Below are 17603 nucleotides of genomic sequence, written 5' to 3' on the forward strand. Positions count from 1 at the left end.
GGATTCAGCCAGCGGTCCAGCCGCCGTCAACGGGAAGCGACGCGCCGGTGACGTGCCCGGCGGACTCGCCGCACAGCCACACCACGAGATCGGCGACGTCCTCGGGTTCGATCAATCGCTTGATCGCGGCCCGGCGCAGCAAAACCTGTTCCAGCACTTCTTCCGGCGGCACCCCGTGCTCGGCCGCCTGCGCTTCGATCTGCCCCGTGACGAGCGGCGTACGAACGTAGCCGGGGTTCACGCAATTACTGGTCACGCCGTGCTCGGCGCCTTCGAGAGCGGCCACTTTGGACAGTCCCTCGAGCGCGTGTTTCGCCGTGACGTAAGCAGCTTTGTACGGACTCGCCCGCACGCCGTGCACGCTGGACATGTTGACGATCCGTCCCCAGCCGCGCGCGTACATCGCGGGCAGGCACTGGCGGATCAACAGAAACGGCGCGGTCACCATCAACGACTGGATGAAAGCGAACCGCTCCGGCGGGAATTCCGGCAACGGGGCGACGTGCTGCACGCCCGCGTTGTTGACGAGCACATCGACGTCCGCGGGCAGCCTCGCCAGCGCCGCCGGGTCGGTGAGGTCCACGACGTGCGCCTGCCCGCCGACCTCAGCGGCAGCCGCCTCCGCCCCGGCGACGTCCACGACGTGCACCTTGGCCCCGGCGGCGCCGAACGCCCGCACGCAGGCCAGCCCGATGCCACTGCCGCCGCCGGTCACCAGCGCGGTGCGCCCGGCGAGGGAACTGTCACTGGTCATGGCCGGAAACAGTAAGTCGCTCCGACCTGGGCGACCATGGGTCAATCCACCACAGAACGCTGATTCTCTATGTGGTCAGCCCACGCTGGAAGCTTAATCTTCGTCCATCACGATCAGCTCGAACCCGTGGCCGTTGCAGGTGGGACACACCGCGTCGAACACGGCACCACCGCCATGGCAGTCCGGGCAAAGGCCGTCGTGCCAACTGGTTCCCGAGACGTCGCAATGCGGCCGCGGGTAATGGGTATCCGGCAGGCAGCATTCCGCGCCGGTTTCGGCGTGTCGCCGACGGCAGAGGTCGCGTCCTCCAGGCTTGATCATGCCTTCAGCATCACACAGCTCGGCCCGGGTCAGCCAGCGGCCGACGAGATGCTCCGCGCCTCGCTCGCCCCGATTTCGAACGCCTCGCAGCAGAAGAGCAGCCACTCGCGCACGCCGTCGGCCGTCCCGCCAGCGAACCCCTGCGCCAGCTCGACATACCGCGGCACCCGCCGGAAATAGGCGACTTCCGGCACCGTCAACGCCTTCGGGTCAAGCCCGGTGGCCACCATCGACAGGCGAGCCGCCGCCCGGGCGACCACCCCGTCCGCCGAACCGAACGGCGACAGCGCCAGCAGCTCGCCGTGCACCACCGCGGTGAGCACCGGCCCGGGCACCGAGGTCGCGCCGGTGACGAGCTGAGCCAGCATCTCCAGCCGCTCGCCGCCGCGCTGCGGACGGCCGAGCTGGTCCGGATCGGACACCACGTCCGACGCGGCCAGCAAATGCAGCCGGGCCACCGTCTGCAACGGAGCCCGCCGCCACGTCGGCAGCAACGACTCCAGCTTCTCCGCGACCCGCAGCGCCCCGGCGAGCAGCGGGTCGGTCACCGAACCGTCTTCCGGCAGTTCGGGATTGGCCCCGTCGATCCCCGCCGAAGCCCGAGCTGCCCGAACCGAAGCCTCCGCCGCGGTTTCCGCGCCGCCCCGCAGGTTCGCGGGCAGCCGGTGCACGGCGAAGACGGCGTCCTGCGCGGCTTTGGCTGCCGCGGCGACGCCGTCGAGCTCCAGCAACGGCTTCAGGGGATCACTCATGCGTCGAGCACCTGCCCAGCCCGCTCCACCACCGGCGGCAGCACCGACCAGGGAAAGTTGATCCACCGGTCAGTCCGCTTCCACACGTATTCGCACTTCACCGTCGAGGCGGGCTTCTCGTAGACCACCGCGCACCGCACGTCCGCGACGTGGTCGGCGCAGAAGTCGCGGACCAGCTTGAGCGTCGCGCCGGTGTCCGCGACGTCGTCGGTGACCAGCACCTTCTTGTGTGTGAGATCCACCACGTTGGGCACCGGCGGCAGCATGACCGGAAGGTCCAGCCGCTGGTCGACGCCGGTGTAGAACTCGACGTTCATCACGTGCAGGTTCTTCACGTCGAGCGCGTACCCGAGCGCGCCGGCGACGAACAGCCCGCCGCGCGCGATGGACAGGATGAGGTCGGGCGCGAACCCGTCCTCGGCCACCGCCTCCGCCAGCTCCCGGCTCGCCGAACCGAACAACTCCCAGGTGAGGTTTTCTCGCTCCTCGGCCATGCGCGCTCTCTTTCTCGGGTGGTCCGCCGAGCATAAGCGGCCGTAAAGTGGACTGCTGAAATGACTGGGAAATGGCACTTCGACACAGCCACTCGTCGCCGTAGCGTGAGCCCGTGACCTGGAGCGAGCACCCCATTCTGTCCGGCCGCCACGTACGGCTCGAACCCCTCGGCCTCGAGCACGCCGCCGGCCTGCTCGAAGCCGGAGCCGACCCGGGCATCTGGGCCTGGCTGAGCCTCCGCCAGCCCGCCGACCTCGGCGAAGCCGAGACGATGGTGAAGGACGCGCTCGCCGACCAGGACCGCCGCCCGTGGGCGCAGATCGACGTCGCGTCCGGCCGCGTCGCCGGAACCACTTCTTATTACCAGGTAGTAGCGAAGCACCGGATCCTCTCGATCGGGCACACCTGGATCGGCGCGGATTTCCAGCGCACGGCGCTCAACACCGAGTCCAAATTCCTCCTGCTGCGCAACGCCTTCGAGGACTGGGGCGCCCAGCGCGTCGCGTGGGAAACCGACAACCGCAACCTCCGTTCGCAACGCGCCATCGAACGGCTCGGCGCGCTGCGCGAAGGGGTGCTGCGGGCGCACCGGATCCGTCCGGACGGCACGACCCGCGACACGGTGCTCTACTCGATGACGGACGCCGAGTGGCCGGGCGCCCGTGCCCGGCTGCTCGCCCGCCTCGGCTGAGCCTCGCCGCACTCCGCTTGGCGCTGTGCGCGCAACGTGGCTGCAACCTTGTCGTAGGCGGACTAACGTCGCTAGCGTTCCCTGAGCCGCGGGTTCGCACTACAGGAGGCTTTGCACCATGACCGAGCAGTCCCCAGCGTTGGACAACCTGCTCACGGAGAGCCGCACGTTTCCTCCCAGCGACGAGTTCGCTGGTCAGGCGAACGCGAAGGCCGATATGTATGCGACGGCGGACGCTGACCGGGAGCAGTTCTGGGCCGGGCAGGCGGAGCGGCTGTCGTGGGACACGAAGTGGTCCCAGGTATTGGACTGGACCAATGCTCCGTTCGCGAAGTGGTTCGTGGGCGGGAAACTGAACGTCGCGTACAACTGCGTGGACCGGCACGTCGAGTCCGGCCACGGGGACCAGGTCGCGATCCACTGGGTCGGCGAACCGGGCGACACGCGCGACATCACCTACGCGCAGCTGAAGGACGAGGTCTCGAAGGCCGCGAACGCGCTGTCGTCGCTGGGCGTCGTCGCCGGGGACGTCGTGGCGATCCAGCTGCAGATGGTGCCCGAGGCGATTTTCGCGATGCTGGCGTGCGCGCGCATCGGAGCCCTGCACAGCGTGGTGTTCGGCGGTTTCTCGCCGACGGCACTGCGCGCGCGGGTGGACGACGCGGCGGCGAAGATCGTGATCACGTCGGACGGCCAGTACCGCCGCGGCAAGGCCGCGCCGATGAAGGCGAACGTCGACGAAGCCTTGCAGGGCGCGGAAACCGTGCAGAAGGTCATCGTCGTCCGGCGCACCGGCAGCGACCTCGAGGGCGAGACGCCGTGGACCGAGGGCCGCGACCTGTGGTGGCACGAACTGGTCGACGGGCAGTCAACCGAGCACAAGCCGGAAGCGTTCGATTCCGAGCACCCGCTGTTCATCCTCTACACCTCGGGCACCACCGGTAAGCCGAAGGGCATTCTGCACACTTCGGGCGGCTACCTGACCCAGACCGCGTACACCCACAATGTCGTGTTCGACCACAAGCCGGGCGAAGACGTCTATTGGTGCACCGCCGACATCGGCTGGATCACCGGACACTCCTACATCGTGTACGGACCGCTGGCGAACCGCGTGACCCAGGTCGTCTACGAGGGCACGCCGAACACCCCGCACGAGGGCAGGCACTGGGAAATCATCCAGAAGTACAAGGTCTCGATCTACTACACCGCGCCGACGCTGATCCGCACCTTCATGAAGTGGGGCGAGGACATCCCGGCGAAGTACGACCTGTCCTCGCTGCGGGTGCTCGGCAGCGTGGGCGAGCCGATCAACCCCGAGGCCTGGATCTGGTACCGCGACAAGATCGGCGCGAACAAGACGCCGGTCGTCGACACGTGGTGGCAGACCGAAACCGGCGCGATCATGATCTCGCCGCTGCCCGGCGTCACCGCCGCCAAGCCGGGTTCCGCGCAGCGCGCGCTGCCGGGCATCTCGGCGAAGGTCGTGGACGACACCGGCACCGAGGTCCCGCACGGCGGCGGCGGGTACCTGGTGCTGGACAAGCCGTGGCCGTCGATGCTGCGCGGCGTGTGGGGCGACGACGAGCGCTTCCGCGACACCTACTGGTCCCGTTTCTCCGAGCAGGGCTACTACTTCGCGGGCGACGGCGCGAAGTACGACGAGGACGGCGACATCTGGCTGCTCGGCCGCGTGGACGACGTGATGAACGTGTCCGGGCACCGGATCTCCACCACCGAGGTCGAGTCCGCGCTCGTGTCGCATCCGACGGTCGCCGAGGCCGCCGTCGTCGGCGCGACGGACCCGACCACTGGACAGGGCATCGTCGCGTTCGTGATCCTGCGCGGCAACGCGGTCGACGGCGGGGATGACGCGGTGCAGGAGCTGCGCAACCACGTCGCGAAGGAGATCGGGCCGATCGCGAAGCCGCGGCAGATCATGGTCGTGGCCGAGCTGCCGAAGACCCGCTCCGGCAAGATCATGCGCCGGCTGCTGCGCGACGTCGCGGAGAACCGGCAGATCGGCGACGTCACCACGCTCGCCGACTCGTCGGTCATGGACCTCATCTCCTCCGGGCTGAACTCCGGCAAGGAGGAGTAAGTTCTTCACCGTCAGGAAGGGACCCTCCCGGCTGGGAGGGTCCCTTCCTGCATTGATCCCCTGAAAGTGCGGGCATCGAACGCATGTTCTAAGATGCCCGCGTACCCAACCCAGATCCGGGCAAGGAGACGACACGAATGTCCGTGGAAGCCTTGACGCACGACGAGGACACTGCGGCCGGGCCGGCGGCGGAGTCATCGCCGCAGGCCGCCGGCACCCCGGAGGCCCCGGAAGTCGCCGAGCCCACCGCCGCTCCCGAAGCTTCGAGCGCCCCGGCGGACGCCCCGAAGCCGGAGTCTTCGCAGGCTGAGGAGACCCCGGCGGTCGAATCGCCGAAGCCGAAGCGCGGCCGCCCGAAGGCCGCGGCGTCGACGGCGAAGAAGACCCGCACCGTGGAGCTCACGCTCACCGTCACCGGCACGGCGGACGGCGAGTGGCAGGCCGAGCTGAAGAACGGCGCCAAGTGGGTCGCGAAGGGCCTTGCCGTTCCGGCCGCGGCGGTTTCGCGTGCGGCGAAGGAACTGCACGACGACCTGTCCGGCCCGATCGACGAGGTCATCAACGCCGCCCGCGAGGCGCAGGCCGCGAAGGTCGCGCAGCTCGAGGCCGAGCTGGAAGCCGCGAAGGCGGCGCTGGCCGAGCTCGACAACTGAGTCAGACCCGGTTCGCCCGGGTCCGGTGTCCACGGTGGCTCCGGACCCGGGCGTTCGTCGTTTCATCCCCCGCAGAAGTCCGTGAGGGCCACCCTGAGGGAATCAGAGTCAATGAGGGTTCCCCTCACGGACCGCTGGTCTCGCGTCTCGGCCCAGGTGGCGCTCCGNGACCGCTGGTCTCGCGTCTCGGCCCAGGTGGCGCTCCGGCAGCCTATTCGCCCGGTCAGGCAAGGCACAATTCATTGAGGATTGCCTTTCTTAACCGAATTCCTGCAATCCGGGAAAATGTCGCGCGGAAACAATTTCCGTGATTCACTGAAGCCGTGACCGAAACGATGGGCGACGCGGTGCACGCGCACGAACCGCACGAGGACCTCGGCGGCAAGCTGAACTGGCTGCGTGCCGGGGTTCTCGGCGCGAACGACGGGATCGTGTCCGTCGCGGGCATCGTCGTCGGCGTCGCGGGAGCCACCACCGACAGCACCACGATCCTCACCGCCGGAATTGCCGGGCTCGTCGCGGGCGCGTTTTCCATGGCCGGCGGGGAATACGTGAGCGTGAGCACCCAACGCGACACCGAACGCGCGCTGCTGCGGCTCGAGAAGCACGAACTGAAAACGATGCCGGAGGCCGAGGAACGCGAACTCGCGCAGATCTACGAGGACAAGGGCCTCTCGCCGGAGCTGGCGAAGCAGGTCGCGCGCGAGCTGACCGACAAGGATCCGCTGCAGGCGCACGCGGAGGCCGAACTCGGCATCGACCCGGACAACCTCACCAGCCCGTGGCAGGCGGCGTGGGCGTCGCTGCTGGCGTTCTCCGTCGGCGCGCTGCTGCCGTTGCTGGCGATCGCCTGGACGTCGGTCAGCGTCCGCGTCTGGGCGTGCGCGCTGGCGGTGGTCGTCGGCCTCACGCTCACCGGGTTCGTGAGCGCGAGGCTCGGCAACGCGCAGGCGGGGCGCGCGATCGTCCGAAACGTCGGCGTCGGCGCCCTCACCATGCTCGTCACTTACTTCGTCGGAGTGCTTTTCGGCACCACCGTGGGTTAGTGCCCGGACCCCGCCCCGCCACCACCCTCAACGGAGCGGCTGCGCCGCGCTAGTGCACACCCTTCATCAACTTGCGGATGAAGGGGATCAGCGCGAGCAACACCACGCCGACCACGATCGCGACGCCGCCGATGATGCTGAAGTACGGCACCTCGTCGTGCGGGTCGTAGGACTGCGCGAGCTTGCCCGACATCGCCGTGCCCAGCGAAACCGACAGGAAGTTCAGCGCCACCATCTGCGTCCGGAACGCCTCCGGCGCGAGCTTCGTCGACAGCGAAAGCCCGACCGGCGACAGCATCAGCTCGGCGATCGTGAACACCAGCAGGATGCCGGCCAGCGCGAGCAGCGGGCTGCCGTTCTGCCCGGTGTGCGCCATCGGCAGGAACAGCAGGAACGCCACGCCCATGAGCACCGTGCCGAGCACGAACTTCATCGGCGTCGACGGCTGCTTCGGGCCGAGCTTCGTCCAGACCGCCGCGATGATCGGGGCGAACACGATGATGAACACCGGGTTGATCGAGTTGACCCAGGACACCGGCATCGTCCAGCCGAACAGGTCGCGGTCGAGCCGCTGGTCGCTGTAGACCGAGACGACCGTCGACTGCTGCTGGTACAGCGAGAAGAACGCGGCGCTCGCGATGTACATCGGGATGAACGACAGCACCCGGCTGCGCTCGTCCGAGGTGATCTTCTTGCTGGACAGGATCGCGACGAAGTAGACCACCGAGATCGCGACGACCACGTAGACCACGACGTCGGCGAGGTTGTCCGGGGTGACCACGCCGGACATGATCAGCGCGACGACCGCGGCGACGATCACCACGGCCACGCCGATCACGAGCACGCGCTGCGAGGACGGCAGCGGGTTCGGCACCTCGGACGCCTTCGCGCCGAGGTTCTTCCGCCCGATCGTGTACTGGATCAGCCCGAGCGCCATGCCGATCGCGGCGAGCCCGAAGCCGAGGTGGAAGCCGCCGTTCTGCTGGGCGAGCCCGGTCAGCAGCGGGCCGATGAACCCGCCGATGTTGACGCCCATGTAGAAGATCGTGAATCCGGCGTCGCGCCGCTCGTCGCCCTCGGCGTACAGCGTGCCGACCACCGAGGTCGCGTTGCCCTTGAGCCCGCCGGACCCGAGCGCGACGCACGCGAGACCGACGCCGACGCCGGTCAGGCCGGGCAGCACGGCCAGCGCGATGTGCCCGATCATCACCACGATGGCGCTGTAGAACAGCGTGCGTTCGGAGCCGAGCAGCCGGTCGGCGATCCACGCGCCGACGACCGTGGCTAGGTAGACCGTGCCGCCGTACGCGCCGACGATGCCGAGCGCGGCGCTCTGGTCGATCCCGAGGCCGCCCTTGTCGGCCTGGTAGTAGAGGTAGATGGCGAGGATGCCCTGCATCCCGTAGAAGGAGAAGCGCTCCCACATCTCCACGCCGAAGAGGTTCGCCAACCCCCTCGGGTGCCCGAAAAATCTGGTGTCGGCCTGGGCGTCGATAGGGGTGCTCACTACTGCCTCGTCCCTGTATTCAACATCGTTGTCGTTCTCTCCTGGCATGCTAGAAGGCGAACAGGTGAACGAAAAACCGGCGTCAGTATGGACTAGACAACTTGGCCGCGGCGACGGGCTGACCTGCGTTTGCGTACGGCTCGGCCAGATGCGAGCGTCATCGGGCAGTCCTGGGTTGCCGTTCGTCACAACGGGCGGTAGTCGGCGACTGCGGACGGTAAACTGGAGATCGGTGTGCCGGGAAGTCTGGTCGGCGGGAGAGCCGCCGTCCCCACAAGGAGTTTTTCGTGACCCCAGCCCGCGCCGTCGCCGAATTCGCCCGTTTCCTCCGCACGGAAACCACTGGCGGGCTGATCCTGCTCGCCGCCACCGCGGTCGCCCTGGTCTGGGCCAACTCGCCGCTCGCGCCCGCTTACGAGGCATTGCGCGACTTCCGGCTCGGCCCGGAGTTCCTGCACCTCAACCTCACCCTCGGCGACTGGGCGAAGGACGGCCTGCTCGCGCTGTTCTTCTTCGTCGCGGGGCTTGAGCTCAAACGAGAACTGGTGGTCGGCGAGCTGTCGCGGTGGCGGCAGGCGGTGCTGCCGGTGATCGCCGCGGTCGGCGGGATGGTCGTGCCCGCGGTGCTCGCGCTCTCGATCGCCTGGGGCACGCCCGGCGTCGACCGGGCGTGGGCGATCCCGGTGGCCACGGACATCGCGTTCGCGCTCGGCGTGCTCGCGCTGACCGCCTCGAACCTGCCGAGCAGCGCGCGGGTCTTCCTGCTTTCCCTTGCCGTGGTGGACGACCTCGGCGCGATTCTCGTCATCGCGATCCTCTTCACCAGCAGTTTCAACCTGATCGCGGCGGCGGTGGCGGTGGTCGCGCTCGGGCTTTACGCCTTCCTGCAGCACAAGCGCGTCCGGACGCCGTGGCTGTACGTGCCGATCGCGCTGATCACCTGGGTCGCGGTGCATTCGGCGGGCATCCACGCGACGATCGCCGGCGTCGCGCTCGGGCTGCTCACTCGCGTCCGCGAGGACGAGGGCGAGGAGGAAGCACCCGCGGTCCGGCTCGAGCACCGCTTGCAGCCGTGGTCAGCGGCGGTCGCGGTGCCGGTGTTCGCCTTGTTCGCCGCGGGGATTTCGGTGAACGGCGACGCGCTGTCGACGGTTTTCACCACCGCGTTGCCGCTGGCTGTCCTCATCGGACTGGTCGTCGGGAAGTTCGTCGGCATCTTCGGGGCGAGCCTGCTGGCGGTGAAGCTGCACGTCGCGGAAAAGCCCAGCGGGATGAGCTGGCGAGACGTGGCCGCGCTGTCCGTTCTCGGCGGCGTCGGGTTCACCGTCAGCCTGCTGATCGCCGAACTCGCCCTGCCTGAGGACATGGCCGAAGTGGCCAAGGCGGCCGTCTTGATCGCCTCCGCGATCGCCTCGCTGACCGCCGCCGTGCTGCTCCTGCGGCGCAGCCGGGTACACGCGAAGGCGGGTTGATCCCGACACTCCCGCCGGTCCGTCGCGCCTCGCGTACGGCCACGTGGCACGATGACCCAGTGAGCAGCCCCAAACACGAGCGCACCAGCCCCGACGGCGTGGGGGCCGTGCCGTACCTGCCCCTGTCCAGCGACGAGGAAGCCGCGGCGAGCGAGCAGTCCATCGGCAAGCTCGTCGGCGACGCCACCCAGCACCTGTCGACGCTGGTCCGCGCCGAAATCGAGCTGGCGAAAGCCGAGCTGGCGCAGGAAGCGAAGAAGGCGCTCAAGGGGACGGTCTTCTTCCTGATCGCCCTCACCGTCTTTCTGTACAGCACCTTCTTCCTGTTCCTGCTGATCGCCGAGGGTCTGTCGGACTGGTGGGGCATCCGCTGGCCCGCGTTCGCGACGGTGTTCGGCCTGATGCTGATCACCGTGGGCGCGACCGCGTTCCTCGGCTGGCGCAAGGTGAAGAAGCTGCGCGCGCCGGAACGCACGATCAGCAGCGTCAAGGAGACGGCCGAGGCGTTCAAGCGCAAGCCGGTCGAAGACGACGACCTGCCCTCGACGCAGGGCTGACGCCAGCCCGCGCGCCGGTGGTGGAGCTGACGCCGGACCCGTCGAGCGTGCGGGTCGACGGGCCGTGGACGCATCGCGACGTCTCGGCCAACGGCATCCGCCTGCACGTAGCCGAATGCGGCGAGGGCCCGTTAGTGCTGCTCCTGCACGGGTTCGCGGGTTTCTGGTGGACCTGGCGACACCAGCTGCCCGCGCTGGCCGACGCCGGTTTCCGCGCGGTAGCGGTAGATCTGCGCGGCTACGGCGACTCGGACAAACCCCCGCGCGGCTATGACGCGTGGACCCTGGCAGGCGACGTAGGCGGCCTGATCAAGACCCTGGGCGCCCGCCGGGCACACCTGGTAGGCCACGCCTGGGGCGGCATGCTCGCCTGGACAGTCGCGGCACTGCACCCCCGCCTGGTGTCCTCGGTGACCGCCATCGGCGCCGCACACCCGCTAGCGTTCAAGTCGGCGGTGAAGCGCACGAGCAGCCAGATCCGCGCCGCAGGCCACCTTTTCCGCTTCCAGGTACCGATGGCCCCGGAAAAATGGCTGGTCCGCGACAACGCGGCGGCAGTGGAAGAACTGTTCGGCAAATGGTCCGGCGAGACCTGGCGCTCCTCCTCGGACTTCACCGAGACCCTGCCGCCGTTCCGCCAAGCCATGCTGGTCCCAGGCGTCGCCCACTCCGCACTGGAGTACTACCGCTGGGCCTTCCGCGCCCAGTTCCGAGGCGAAGGCAGACGCTTCACCGACGCAGTCAACGCCCGCATCACCGCCCCCGTACTGCAGTTGCACGGCGCGGACGACACCTGCATCCTCCCGGAAACCGCACTGGCGTCAGTCCACTGGGCAGGCCCGCACAGCGAACCAAAACTCTGGCCAGGCATCGGCCACTTCCCCCAGCTAGAAGACCCAGACCGAGTAACAAAGTCCGTTGTGGACTTCATCCGCTAACGACAACAACAACCCGCAACAAACCCACCCAACAAGCGAAGCACCCAGCCCCTCCCCCGCACCCCGATACGAAGCTCCCCTGCGGTCTGGGGGTGCTTGTCAAGGCATCTTTCCCGCCTTGACAAGCACCCCCAGACCGTCAGCACAATCAAGCTTCGGGGTGCCCCACGCAACCAGCGCCCGATGTCGCCGCCAGGCGACGAGAACTCAACTAGCGCAAGCCCCAGTCCCCACCCGAGCAGTCTGCGACGAAGCAGCATCAACCTCACTGCGCACCTGATCCGCGGTCAACGTAAACCCGGTATCCGGATCCTCCACCGCAGCCCCAAACACCACCCCGATGACATCCCCGTCAGGAGTAATCATCGGCCCCCCGGAATTCCCGCTCCGCACGGTCCCCCGCACAGTAAACACATCCCGCTGCACAGTACGAGAGTCATAAATATCCGGCCCCCGCAAATTAATCCGCCCCCGAACCCGAGCCGGAGTAGCCGTATAGGGCCCATCCAACGGATACCCCAACACCACCGCATTATCCCCAGCCCGAGCAGTCTGCGGCGCGAACGGCAACACCGGCGCCTTCAACCCAGGCACCGCCAACACCGCAATATCAACCTCCGGATTGAAGTAAACAACCCGAGCCCGATAATCCCCCGAAGTCGACTCAATCCCGACCTCGTCAGTCCCCGCCACCACATGCGCATTGGTCATAACCCGCTGCGGCGCAACCACAAACCCACTGCCCTCAAGCGCCCGAGAACAAGAAGGCGCGTTCCCCCGAATCTTCACCACACTGGGATGCACCCGCTTAGCCACAGCGGACACATTGAGCGAAGTATCCGGCGGCGGCGTATCCGCCGAAGGCGCCTTCTCAAACGGCGACAACGCAGACGGAAACCCAGACGCGTCAAGCAACTTCCGCAGATCACTGGGAAGCCCCTGCGCCTCAGCAGGCATCAGGTCGTTGACCTCACCCAGCACGACCGACGAGTTGATCGACTTAGCCAACCCGGGAATCGCCGACACCGTAGTCAACGGATTAGCGACCAGCCAAGCGACCACGAACACCGCGGCCGCCTGCAAGATCGCACCGAGCGTCTTGTCGATGCCGGAAAGCTTGTCCGGATTGATCTTCTGCCGCAGCTTCCGCCCGACCCACACGCCGAGCGTCTCGCCGAGCACGATCAGGAACACGACCACCGCGAACGCGAAAGCCACCTTGGCGACCGGACTGTCGAAAAGGCTGATCACGAACGGCGCCAGCTTCACCCCGGCCACCGCGCCCAGCGCGACGCCCACGAGCGCGGGCAGCGCGACGATCACGCCCTGGAACGCACCGGAAACCGCGGCCATGACCGCGAGCAGCAGGACGACGACATCGACCCAGTTCACCGCGCCGTCACTCCTCGATAGAACCGTCCCGGGCCGCCGACCGGCCCTGATGTTCGGCCCACGCTACGTCAAGCTCGCGCACATCGCCGGTGTCCCACTCCCGTTCCCAGCCGCCGAGCGAGAGCAGCACGGACAGCAGACCGGCGGTGAAACCCCAGACGAACAGGCCGTCGACGGTGAACGCCGGACCTCGCCACGACGCGTCGCCGCGGCGCACGGTGAACCGGTTGGCCGGGTCGGCGAGGTCGGCCAGCGACACCCGCGCGACCGCCGCCGTCTCGGCCGGATCGACCGCGCGCACCGGCGACGGGGTGTGCCAATGCGCCAGCACCGGCGTCACCGCGAACCTCGACACCGGCACGAACAGCTCTGGCAGCACCGCGACCGGCAGGATCCCCGACGGGTCGACGCCGGTCTCCTCCTCGGCCTCGCGCAGCGCCGTGCCGACCGGGCCGTCGTCGCCGTCCTCCGCGCCGCCGCCGGGGAACGAAACCTGCCCGGCGTGCGAGCCGAGCGTGTCCGCCCGCCGCTGCAACAGGACGTCCGGACCGTCTCCGCCGGGCCGTTCGCCGAAGAGAATGAGCACCGCGGCGGCGCGGGTGAGCAGGTCTTCCGGCGGGCTGAACCGGGTGAACGTGCGGCTGTCGACCTCGCCGGACACCTTCACCAGCGGCCGCAGCCATTCCGGCACGGCTTCGGGTTCGACGAGCGGTCCGGTGGTCATGAGTAGTCCTTCACAGCAGCGCGCACCTGGTCAGTGTTGTCGAACACCCGCGGGTTCGCGATGAACCGGACCTGGCCGTCCGCGGTGACCAGGTACGACGCGGGCAGCGACGAGGGCACCTTGAGCGCGGTGCGGATGGGACCGGTCTGGCCGTCGCCGTCGTAGAGCGACGGCAGGTGCACGCCGAGTCGCTGGAACAGGCCGAGCCCGTCCGAAGCCGGGCTCGCGACCTGCACGCCGACCACGCGCACCGCACCCGGCTCGGCGGCGTACCGCTGCAGCACCGGCAGTTCGGTGCGGCACGGCTGGCACCACGACGCCCACACGTTGACCAGCACCGGACCGCCGCCGAGGACCTTGCCGACGTCCACCCTGGACCCGTCGCCGAGGCAGTCCGCCTCGATCCCGGACAGCTGGCCGACCGCCTTCGCCGCGGCGGGCGGACAAGCCTGGAGCTTCGCCGCCGCGCGCGCCGCGGTGAGGTCGCCGGACGCGGGCGGCGCGGCCGTCGAATCGCCGCCGCGCAGCGTCAGGACGGCGACCAACGCGGCCACCGCCAGCACCGCGACCCCGAGCGCCCATTTGGTGACTGCAGTCACCCGCGCGCCGCCAGCTCGAGAATGTGGTCCTTCTCCGGGCCCTTGACCAGCTTCGCGGCCACCTCGAACTCGGTGGGCCCGGTGCCGAACGACGGGCAGTCCTTCCGCAGCGGACACGCACCGCAGGCCGGTTTCCGCGCGTGGCACACGCGGCGGCCGTGGAAAATCACGCGATTGGAGAGTGACGTCCACTCTTTGCGCGGGATCAGCTCGCCGACCGCGTGCTCGACCTTGACCGGATCCTCTTCCGCGGTCCAGCCCCAGCGCCGCACGAGGCGGCCGAAGTGAGTGTCCACTGTGATTCCCGGCACGTCGAAAGCGTTGCCGAGCACGACATTCGCGGTCTTGCGGCCGACGCCGGGCAGCGTGACTAGGTCGTCCAGTTTCTTCGGCACCTCGCCGCCGTAGCGCTCCACGAGCGCCGCGCCGAGACCCATCAGCGAATTCGCCTTCGCCCGGAAAAACCCGGTCGTGCGCAGGTATTCCTCGAGTTCGGCCCGCTCCGCTCCGGCGTAATCGGCCGCGGTGCGGTACTTCTTGAACAATGCGGGCGTGACGAGGTTCACCCGCACGTCCGTGGTCTGCGCCGACAACACCACCGCGACCAGCAGTTCCAGCGGATTCGTGAAGTCCAGCTCGGCCTTAGCGTCCGGATAAACCTCGTCGAGGCAACGTTTCATCCGCCGGGCGCGTCTCACGAGAGCGAGCCGGCTTTCTTCGCGGTCCGCGCGGGGCCCGTTCGGGACAACAGGGGGCACCCCGATAGCCTACGGGCGAGTCGGACGAGCCGGTCGGGAGCATCCGCCGGTGGACGGCCGAACCGCCAGAGCACCACCTCTGCGGGCCGCGCGTCCGCCCTGAGCGAGGATCTGGAGATCCATGACCGAGTGCGTCACCGAAAACAGCGGAGCTGTGGCATGACCGTGTGGTTCGTGATCTTGGTCCCGCTGGTGATCATGTTCTTCGCGTTGTTCATGGAACGGGTCGAGAGCAGGCTCAAGCACGTCGCGGTTCAGGAGAACGAGGTCGAGGAGTTCCTGGAGCAGGCCCAGCCCAACGAGGTCAGGGCCCTGTACGGGCACGGGATCGGCCGCGCGCTCGAGCTGTTCCGGCTCCGCAGGCTCGGCGGACGGGCAGCCAGGCTACGCGCGCGCAAGGTGCGGAGTTAGGCTGCTCAGTCGGACGTGATCGTTCCAGGCAGCCGCGCCGGGCGCGGCGAGCTGACGAGCGATCTGCCCGACACGCCCTAGACTGACGCGAAAGTGATCGGCGACACTGCCTTCGACCTGCGAAGGAAGTGATCGTTTCTCGACGAGGAGGCACCCGAGGTGGACGAAACCCTGGCCCGTGCGGGCATTTTCCAGGGTGTGGAGCCGGCAGCGGCGGAGGCGCTGGCCCAGACCTTGGAATCCGTGGAGTTCCCCCGCGGCCATGTCATCTTCAACGAGGGCGAGCCGGGCGACCGGCTGTACATCATCCAGTCCGGCAAGGTGAAGATCGGCCGCAAGTCCCCGGACGGCCGCGAGAACCTGCTGTGGATCGCCGGTCCGTCCGACATGTTCGGCGAACTGTCCATCTTCGACCCCGGCCCGCGCACGTCCGGCGCCACGACGGTCACCGAGGTCCGCGCGGTCACCATGGACCGCCCGGCGCTGCGGCAGTGGATCGCCACCCGCCCGGAGATCGCCGAGCAGCTGCTGCGCGTCGTCGCGCGCCGCCTGCGCCGCACGAACAACATGGTCGCGGAGCTGATCTTCACCGACGTCCCCGGCCGCGTGGCCCGTGCGCTGCTGCAGCTGGCGCAGCGCTTCGGCAGCCAGGAGGCGGGCCTGCTGCGGGTCACGCACGACCTGACGCAGGAAGAGATCGCCCAGTACGTCGGCGCGTCCCGCGAGACCGTCAACAAGGCGCTCGCCGACTTCGCGCACCGCGGCTGGCTGCGGCTCGAGGGCAAGAGCGTGCTGATCCTCGACCCGGAGCGGCTCGCTCGCCGCGCCCGCTGATCTTCCCCCGAGTGGGTTAATCCGCACGGGTTTTTCGAAGGCCACCTCCTACTGGGGGTGGCCTTCGTGCGTGCATACCGGGCTGTCCCCCACAAGAGCGGCATCCCGCTCCGGGCCCGTGTCGCCGCCGGCTTCGGCCGCTCCGGCCGGGAAAATGACAAGGAGCCGGGCGCCACCCCCGACGTGGCGCACCGGCTCCTCGCCTGCGCACGGATCATCCCCCGACGACCCGCGCTCCCCGCCCTCCGGACCAGGCCCCGACCCATATGCCGGAGGGAGCTGGGTGCTGCAGTGCTGTCCAGCCCGTAATGGGCTGTCGTTCAACCATCACGGCCAAAACTCACGAATTCAAGGCCATTCACCCTCAAGGACGCCAAGACCGCGTCTTCGTTGCACGAGTTCACGAAGAATCCAGCTGGTGTTATCGGATCGAGACCTTTAGGTCACGCAACCGGGCCGCCACCGCCGCCGGAGCGGGCTGCTCAGCGATCTGGGCGGCCAGCGCCGCCGCGGACGCCCGGTAGGCCGGACCCGCGAGCACCGTCTGGACCGCATCGAGGATTCCGTCGCCGGAGTCGACCGCGATTCCGGCTTCCGCGGCCTGGATCTGCGCGGCGACTTCGAAATGATCAGTCGCCAGCGGCAGGACCACCAGCGGCACGCCGTGCGCGAGCGCGCCTAGGACGGTCGCCGAGCCGCCGTGGCAGACCACCGCGTCGACAGCGGGCAGCAGCTGCGTCTGCGGCACGAACTGCTCGATCCGCACGTGGTCCGGCTGCTGTCCGAACCGGCCGACGTCGCCGTCCCGGCCGATCGTCGCCACGACGTTCACCGGCTCGTCGCGCAGCGCGGCCACCATTCCCTCCAGCACGCCGGGCCGAGCGTTGTGGGTGGTGCCGAGGGTGACGTAGACGGTCCGGTCGTAGGGCAGCCCGTCGAGGACTGCCGGGCGCGGACCGGGCGTCGGCGTCACGCCAGCGGGCTGGAGCGGCCAGCGCGTCGGGTACTCCCAGGCGACGTCAGGCGGGATCAATCCCGTCGGCCAGAAGTCCAGGTACGGCACGCCGTCGCGCGGCGGCAGCTCGTCGAGTCCGCGTTCCCGGACCAGACCGTTGGCGACTTCCCAGGCCCGCTCCATCGTCGCGGCGGACTTCGGCGGACCGATCGCGTGCATCGCGTACGGGACGCCGGACAGGCACGCAGCCATCACGGCCGCGCGTTCGGCGAGGTTGGCGATGACGAGATCCGGCCGCCAGTCGCGGACGAACTCGACCATGGCGTCGAGCCGCGCGGCCGCGCCGAGCCCGACCATGTACTCGGCGACCAGGTGGGAGAGCCGCTCGTCCGCGGTCATCCCGGCCATCTCCTCGCGAGCCCGCTGCCACATCGAGGCCGCGGCGGCGGGGTCGCTCGGCTGCCCCACCGACACCGCCTGCAGACCGGTGTTTTCCAAGTACTGAACGGCTTCCGGACCGGTCACGAACGCGACCTCGTCCCCAGCGGCGCGGGCCGCCTTGGCGAGCGGAAGCATCGGCGCGAGATGGCTGTACCCAGCTCCGGAGGAGAACATCAGCCGCATCGCGCGAGCGTACTGACTGACC

Annotated in this window: 19 protein-coding genes; 9 read left to right on the forward strand and 10 right to left on the reverse strand. The window is 68.7% G+C overall.

The genetic code is table 11. The features are described 5' to 3' along the window. Positions 1-4 precede the first annotated feature (4 nt). The 4 genes from EIZ44_RS11235 to EIZ44_RS11250 form a co-directional block, all read right to left on the reverse strand. A complete protein-coding gene (locus EIZ44_RS11235; protein ID WP_134728511.1) occupies positions 5-754 on the reverse strand; it encodes a 3-hydroxybutyrate dehydrogenase in 750 nt (249 codons plus the stop codon). 93 nt (positions 755-847) lie between these two features. Continuing rightward, positions 848-1075, reverse strand: coding sequence for a hypothetical protein (locus EIZ44_RS11240; RefSeq protein WP_134662040.1), 228 nt, complete (start codon positions 1073-1075; stop codon positions 848-850). A 29-nt stretch (positions 1076-1104) separates the two neighbouring features. Next, positions 1105-1827, reverse strand: a complete 723-nt coding sequence (locus EIZ44_RS11245) for a Fic family protein (RefSeq protein WP_134728512.1) — start codon at positions 1825-1827, stop codon at positions 1105-1107. Next, entirely contained in the window at positions 1824-2321 is a 498-nt protein-coding gene (locus tag EIZ44_RS11250) for a phosphoribosyltransferase (protein WP_037808373.1), read from the reverse strand. Before EIZ44_RS11250 ends, EIZ44_RS11245 begins: the two co-directional genes overlap by 4 nt. A gap of 113 nt (positions 2322-2434) precedes the next feature. Between EIZ44_RS11250 and EIZ44_RS11255 the strand changes: the two genes are divergently transcribed. From EIZ44_RS11255 to EIZ44_RS11270, 4 genes are all read left to right on the forward strand, one after another. After that, positions 2435-3013 (forward strand): GNAT family N-acetyltransferase, encoded by a 579-nt coding sequence (locus EIZ44_RS11255; protein ID WP_134728513.1) that lies wholly within the window; start codon positions 2435-2437, stop codon positions 3011-3013. Between the two features lie 118 nt (positions 3014-3131). Next, on the forward strand, positions 3132-5111 hold the full coding sequence (gene acs / locus EIZ44_RS11260) for an acetate--CoA ligase (RefSeq protein WP_037808375.1): 1980 nt from the start codon (positions 3132-3134) through the stop codon (positions 5109-5111). A 137-nt stretch (positions 5112-5248) separates the two neighbouring features. After that, positions 5249-5764: a DUF6319 family protein gene (locus EIZ44_RS11265; protein WP_043827095.1), complete on the forward strand. Its 516-nt coding sequence runs from the start codon at positions 5249-5251 to the stop codon at positions 5762-5764. Positions 5765-6087: 323 nt separating this feature from the next. Continuing rightward, positions 6088-6810 (forward strand): VIT1/CCC1 transporter family protein, encoded by a 723-nt coding sequence (locus tag EIZ44_RS11270; protein ID WP_037808379.1) that lies wholly within the window; start codon positions 6088-6090, stop codon positions 6808-6810. A 49-nt stretch (positions 6811-6859) separates the two neighbouring features. Here EIZ44_RS11270 and EIZ44_RS11275 read toward each other — a convergent pair whose 3' ends face one another. Then, positions 6860-8317 (reverse strand): peptide MFS transporter, encoded by a 1458-nt coding sequence (locus EIZ44_RS11275; RefSeq protein ID WP_134728514.1) that lies wholly within the window; start codon positions 8315-8317, stop codon positions 6860-6862. Positions 8318-8604: 287 nt separating this feature from the next. Here EIZ44_RS11275 and nhaA point away from each other — a divergent pair, with 287 nt between their 5' ends. The 3 genes from nhaA to EIZ44_RS11290 are packed head-to-tail and all read left to right on the forward strand — an operon-like array spanning position 8605 to position 11284. After that, positions 8605-9789, forward strand: a complete 1185-nt coding sequence (gene nhaA / locus EIZ44_RS11280) for a Na+/H+ antiporter NhaA (RefSeq protein ID WP_134728515.1) — start codon at positions 8605-8607, stop codon at positions 9787-9789. Positions 9790-9848: 59 nt separating this feature from the next. Then, complete coding sequence (locus EIZ44_RS11285; RefSeq protein ID WP_134728516.1) at positions 9849-10346, forward strand: phage holin family protein; 498 nt, start codon at positions 9849-9851, stop codon at positions 10344-10346. 20 nt (positions 10347-10366) lie between these two features. Next, positions 10367-11284, forward strand: coding sequence for an alpha/beta fold hydrolase (locus EIZ44_RS11290; protein ID WP_037809338.1), 918 nt, complete (start codon positions 10367-10369; stop codon positions 11282-11284). Positions 11285-11491: 207 nt separating this feature from the next. On the opposite strand, the gene EIZ44_RS11295 is transcribed toward EIZ44_RS11290, so the two are convergent. Genes EIZ44_RS11295 through nth form a run of 4 tightly spaced genes read right to left on the reverse strand, consistent with a single transcriptional unit; the run spans position 11492 to position 14679 of the window. Next, the gene (locus EIZ44_RS11295; protein ID WP_037808384.1) at positions 11492-12676 is read right to left on the reverse strand and encodes a MarP family serine protease; all 1185 of its coding nucleotides are present in this window, start codon (positions 12674-12676) and stop codon (positions 11492-11494) included. A gap of 7 nt (positions 12677-12683) precedes the next feature. After that, entirely contained in the window at positions 12684-13400 is a 717-nt protein-coding gene (locus EIZ44_RS11300) for an NUDIX hydrolase (RefSeq protein ID WP_037808385.1), read from the reverse strand. Next, the gene (locus tag EIZ44_RS11305; protein WP_037808386.1) at positions 13397-13999 is read right to left on the reverse strand and encodes a TlpA family protein disulfide reductase; all 603 of its coding nucleotides are present in this window, start codon (positions 13997-13999) and stop codon (positions 13397-13399) included. The genes EIZ44_RS11300 and EIZ44_RS11305 overlap by 4 nt, the downstream gene beginning before the upstream one ends. After that, positions 13996-14679 carry an endonuclease III gene (nth, locus tag EIZ44_RS11310; protein ID WP_134728547.1) on the reverse strand — a complete coding sequence of 228 codons (684 nt, stop codon included), beginning with the start codon at positions 14677-14679 and terminating at the stop codon, positions 13996-13998. Before nth ends, EIZ44_RS11305 begins: the two co-directional genes overlap by 4 nt. 237 nt (positions 14680-14916) lie before the next feature. Between nth and EIZ44_RS11315 the strand changes: the two genes are divergently transcribed. Further along, positions 14917-15168, forward strand: a complete 252-nt coding sequence (locus EIZ44_RS11315; protein ID WP_037369289.1) for a hypothetical protein — start codon at positions 14917-14919, stop codon at positions 15166-15168. Positions 15169-15327: 159 nt separating this feature from the next. Continuing rightward, positions 15328-16002 carry a Crp/Fnr family transcriptional regulator gene (locus tag EIZ44_RS11320; RefSeq protein WP_009084463.1) on the forward strand — a complete coding sequence of 225 codons (675 nt, stop codon included), beginning with the start codon at positions 15328-15330 and terminating at the stop codon, positions 16000-16002. Positions 16003-16423: 421 nt separating this feature from the next. On the opposite strand, the gene EIZ44_RS11325 is transcribed toward EIZ44_RS11320, so the two are convergent. Beyond that, entirely contained in the window at positions 16424-17581 is a 1158-nt protein-coding gene (locus EIZ44_RS11325) for a glycosyltransferase (protein ID WP_134728517.1), read from the reverse strand. Positions 17582-17603: the final 22 nt, after the last annotated feature.

Source organism: Amycolatopsis nivea, assembly GCF_004522235.1.
Classification (GTDB): domain Bacteria; phylum Actinomycetota; class Actinomycetes; order Mycobacteriales; family Pseudonocardiaceae; genus Amycolatopsis; species Amycolatopsis nivea.

What these genes read in the sequence shown, in the direction of transcription:
- EIZ44_RS11240 (WP_134662040.1), bottom strand. Translation starts at nt 1,075, where the DNA reads ATGATCAAGCCTGGAGGACGCGACCTCTGCCGTCGGCGACACGCCGAA.
- EIZ44_RS11245 (WP_134728512.1), bottom strand. Translation starts at nt 1,827, where the DNA reads ATGAGTGATCCCCTGAAGCCGTTGCTGGAGCTCGACGGCGTCGCCGCG.
- EIZ44_RS11300 (WP_037808385.1), bottom strand. Translation starts at nt 13,400, where the DNA reads ATGACCACCGGACCGCTCGTCGAACCCGAAGCCGTGCCGGAATGGCTG.
- nth (WP_134728547.1), bottom strand. Translation starts at nt 14,679, where the DNA reads ATGAAACGTTGCCTCGACGAGGTTTATCCGGACGCTAAGGCCGAGCTG.
- EIZ44_RS11315 (WP_037369289.1), top strand. Translation starts at nt 14,917, where the DNA reads ATGACCGTGTGGTTCGTGATCTTGGTCCCGCTGGTGATCATGTTCTTC.
- EIZ44_RS11235 (WP_134728511.1), bottom strand. Translation starts at nt 754, where the DNA reads ATGACCAGTGACAGTTCCCTCGCCGGGCGCACCGCGCTGGTGACCGGC.
- EIZ44_RS11325 (WP_134728517.1), bottom strand. Translation starts at nt 17,581, where the DNA reads ATGCGGCTGATGTTCTCCTCCGGAGCTGGGTACAGCCATCTCGCGCCG.
- EIZ44_RS11265 (WP_043827095.1), top strand. Translation starts at nt 5,249, where the DNA reads ATGTCCGTGGAAGCCTTGACGCACGACGAGGACACTGCGGCCGGGCCG.
- EIZ44_RS11250 (WP_037808373.1), bottom strand. Translation starts at nt 2,321, where the DNA reads ATGGCCGAGGAGCGAGAAAACCTCACCTGGGAGTTGTTCGGTTCGGCG.
- acs (WP_037808375.1), top strand. Translation starts at nt 3,132, where the DNA reads ATGACCGAGCAGTCCCCAGCGTTGGACAACCTGCTCACGGAGAGCCGC.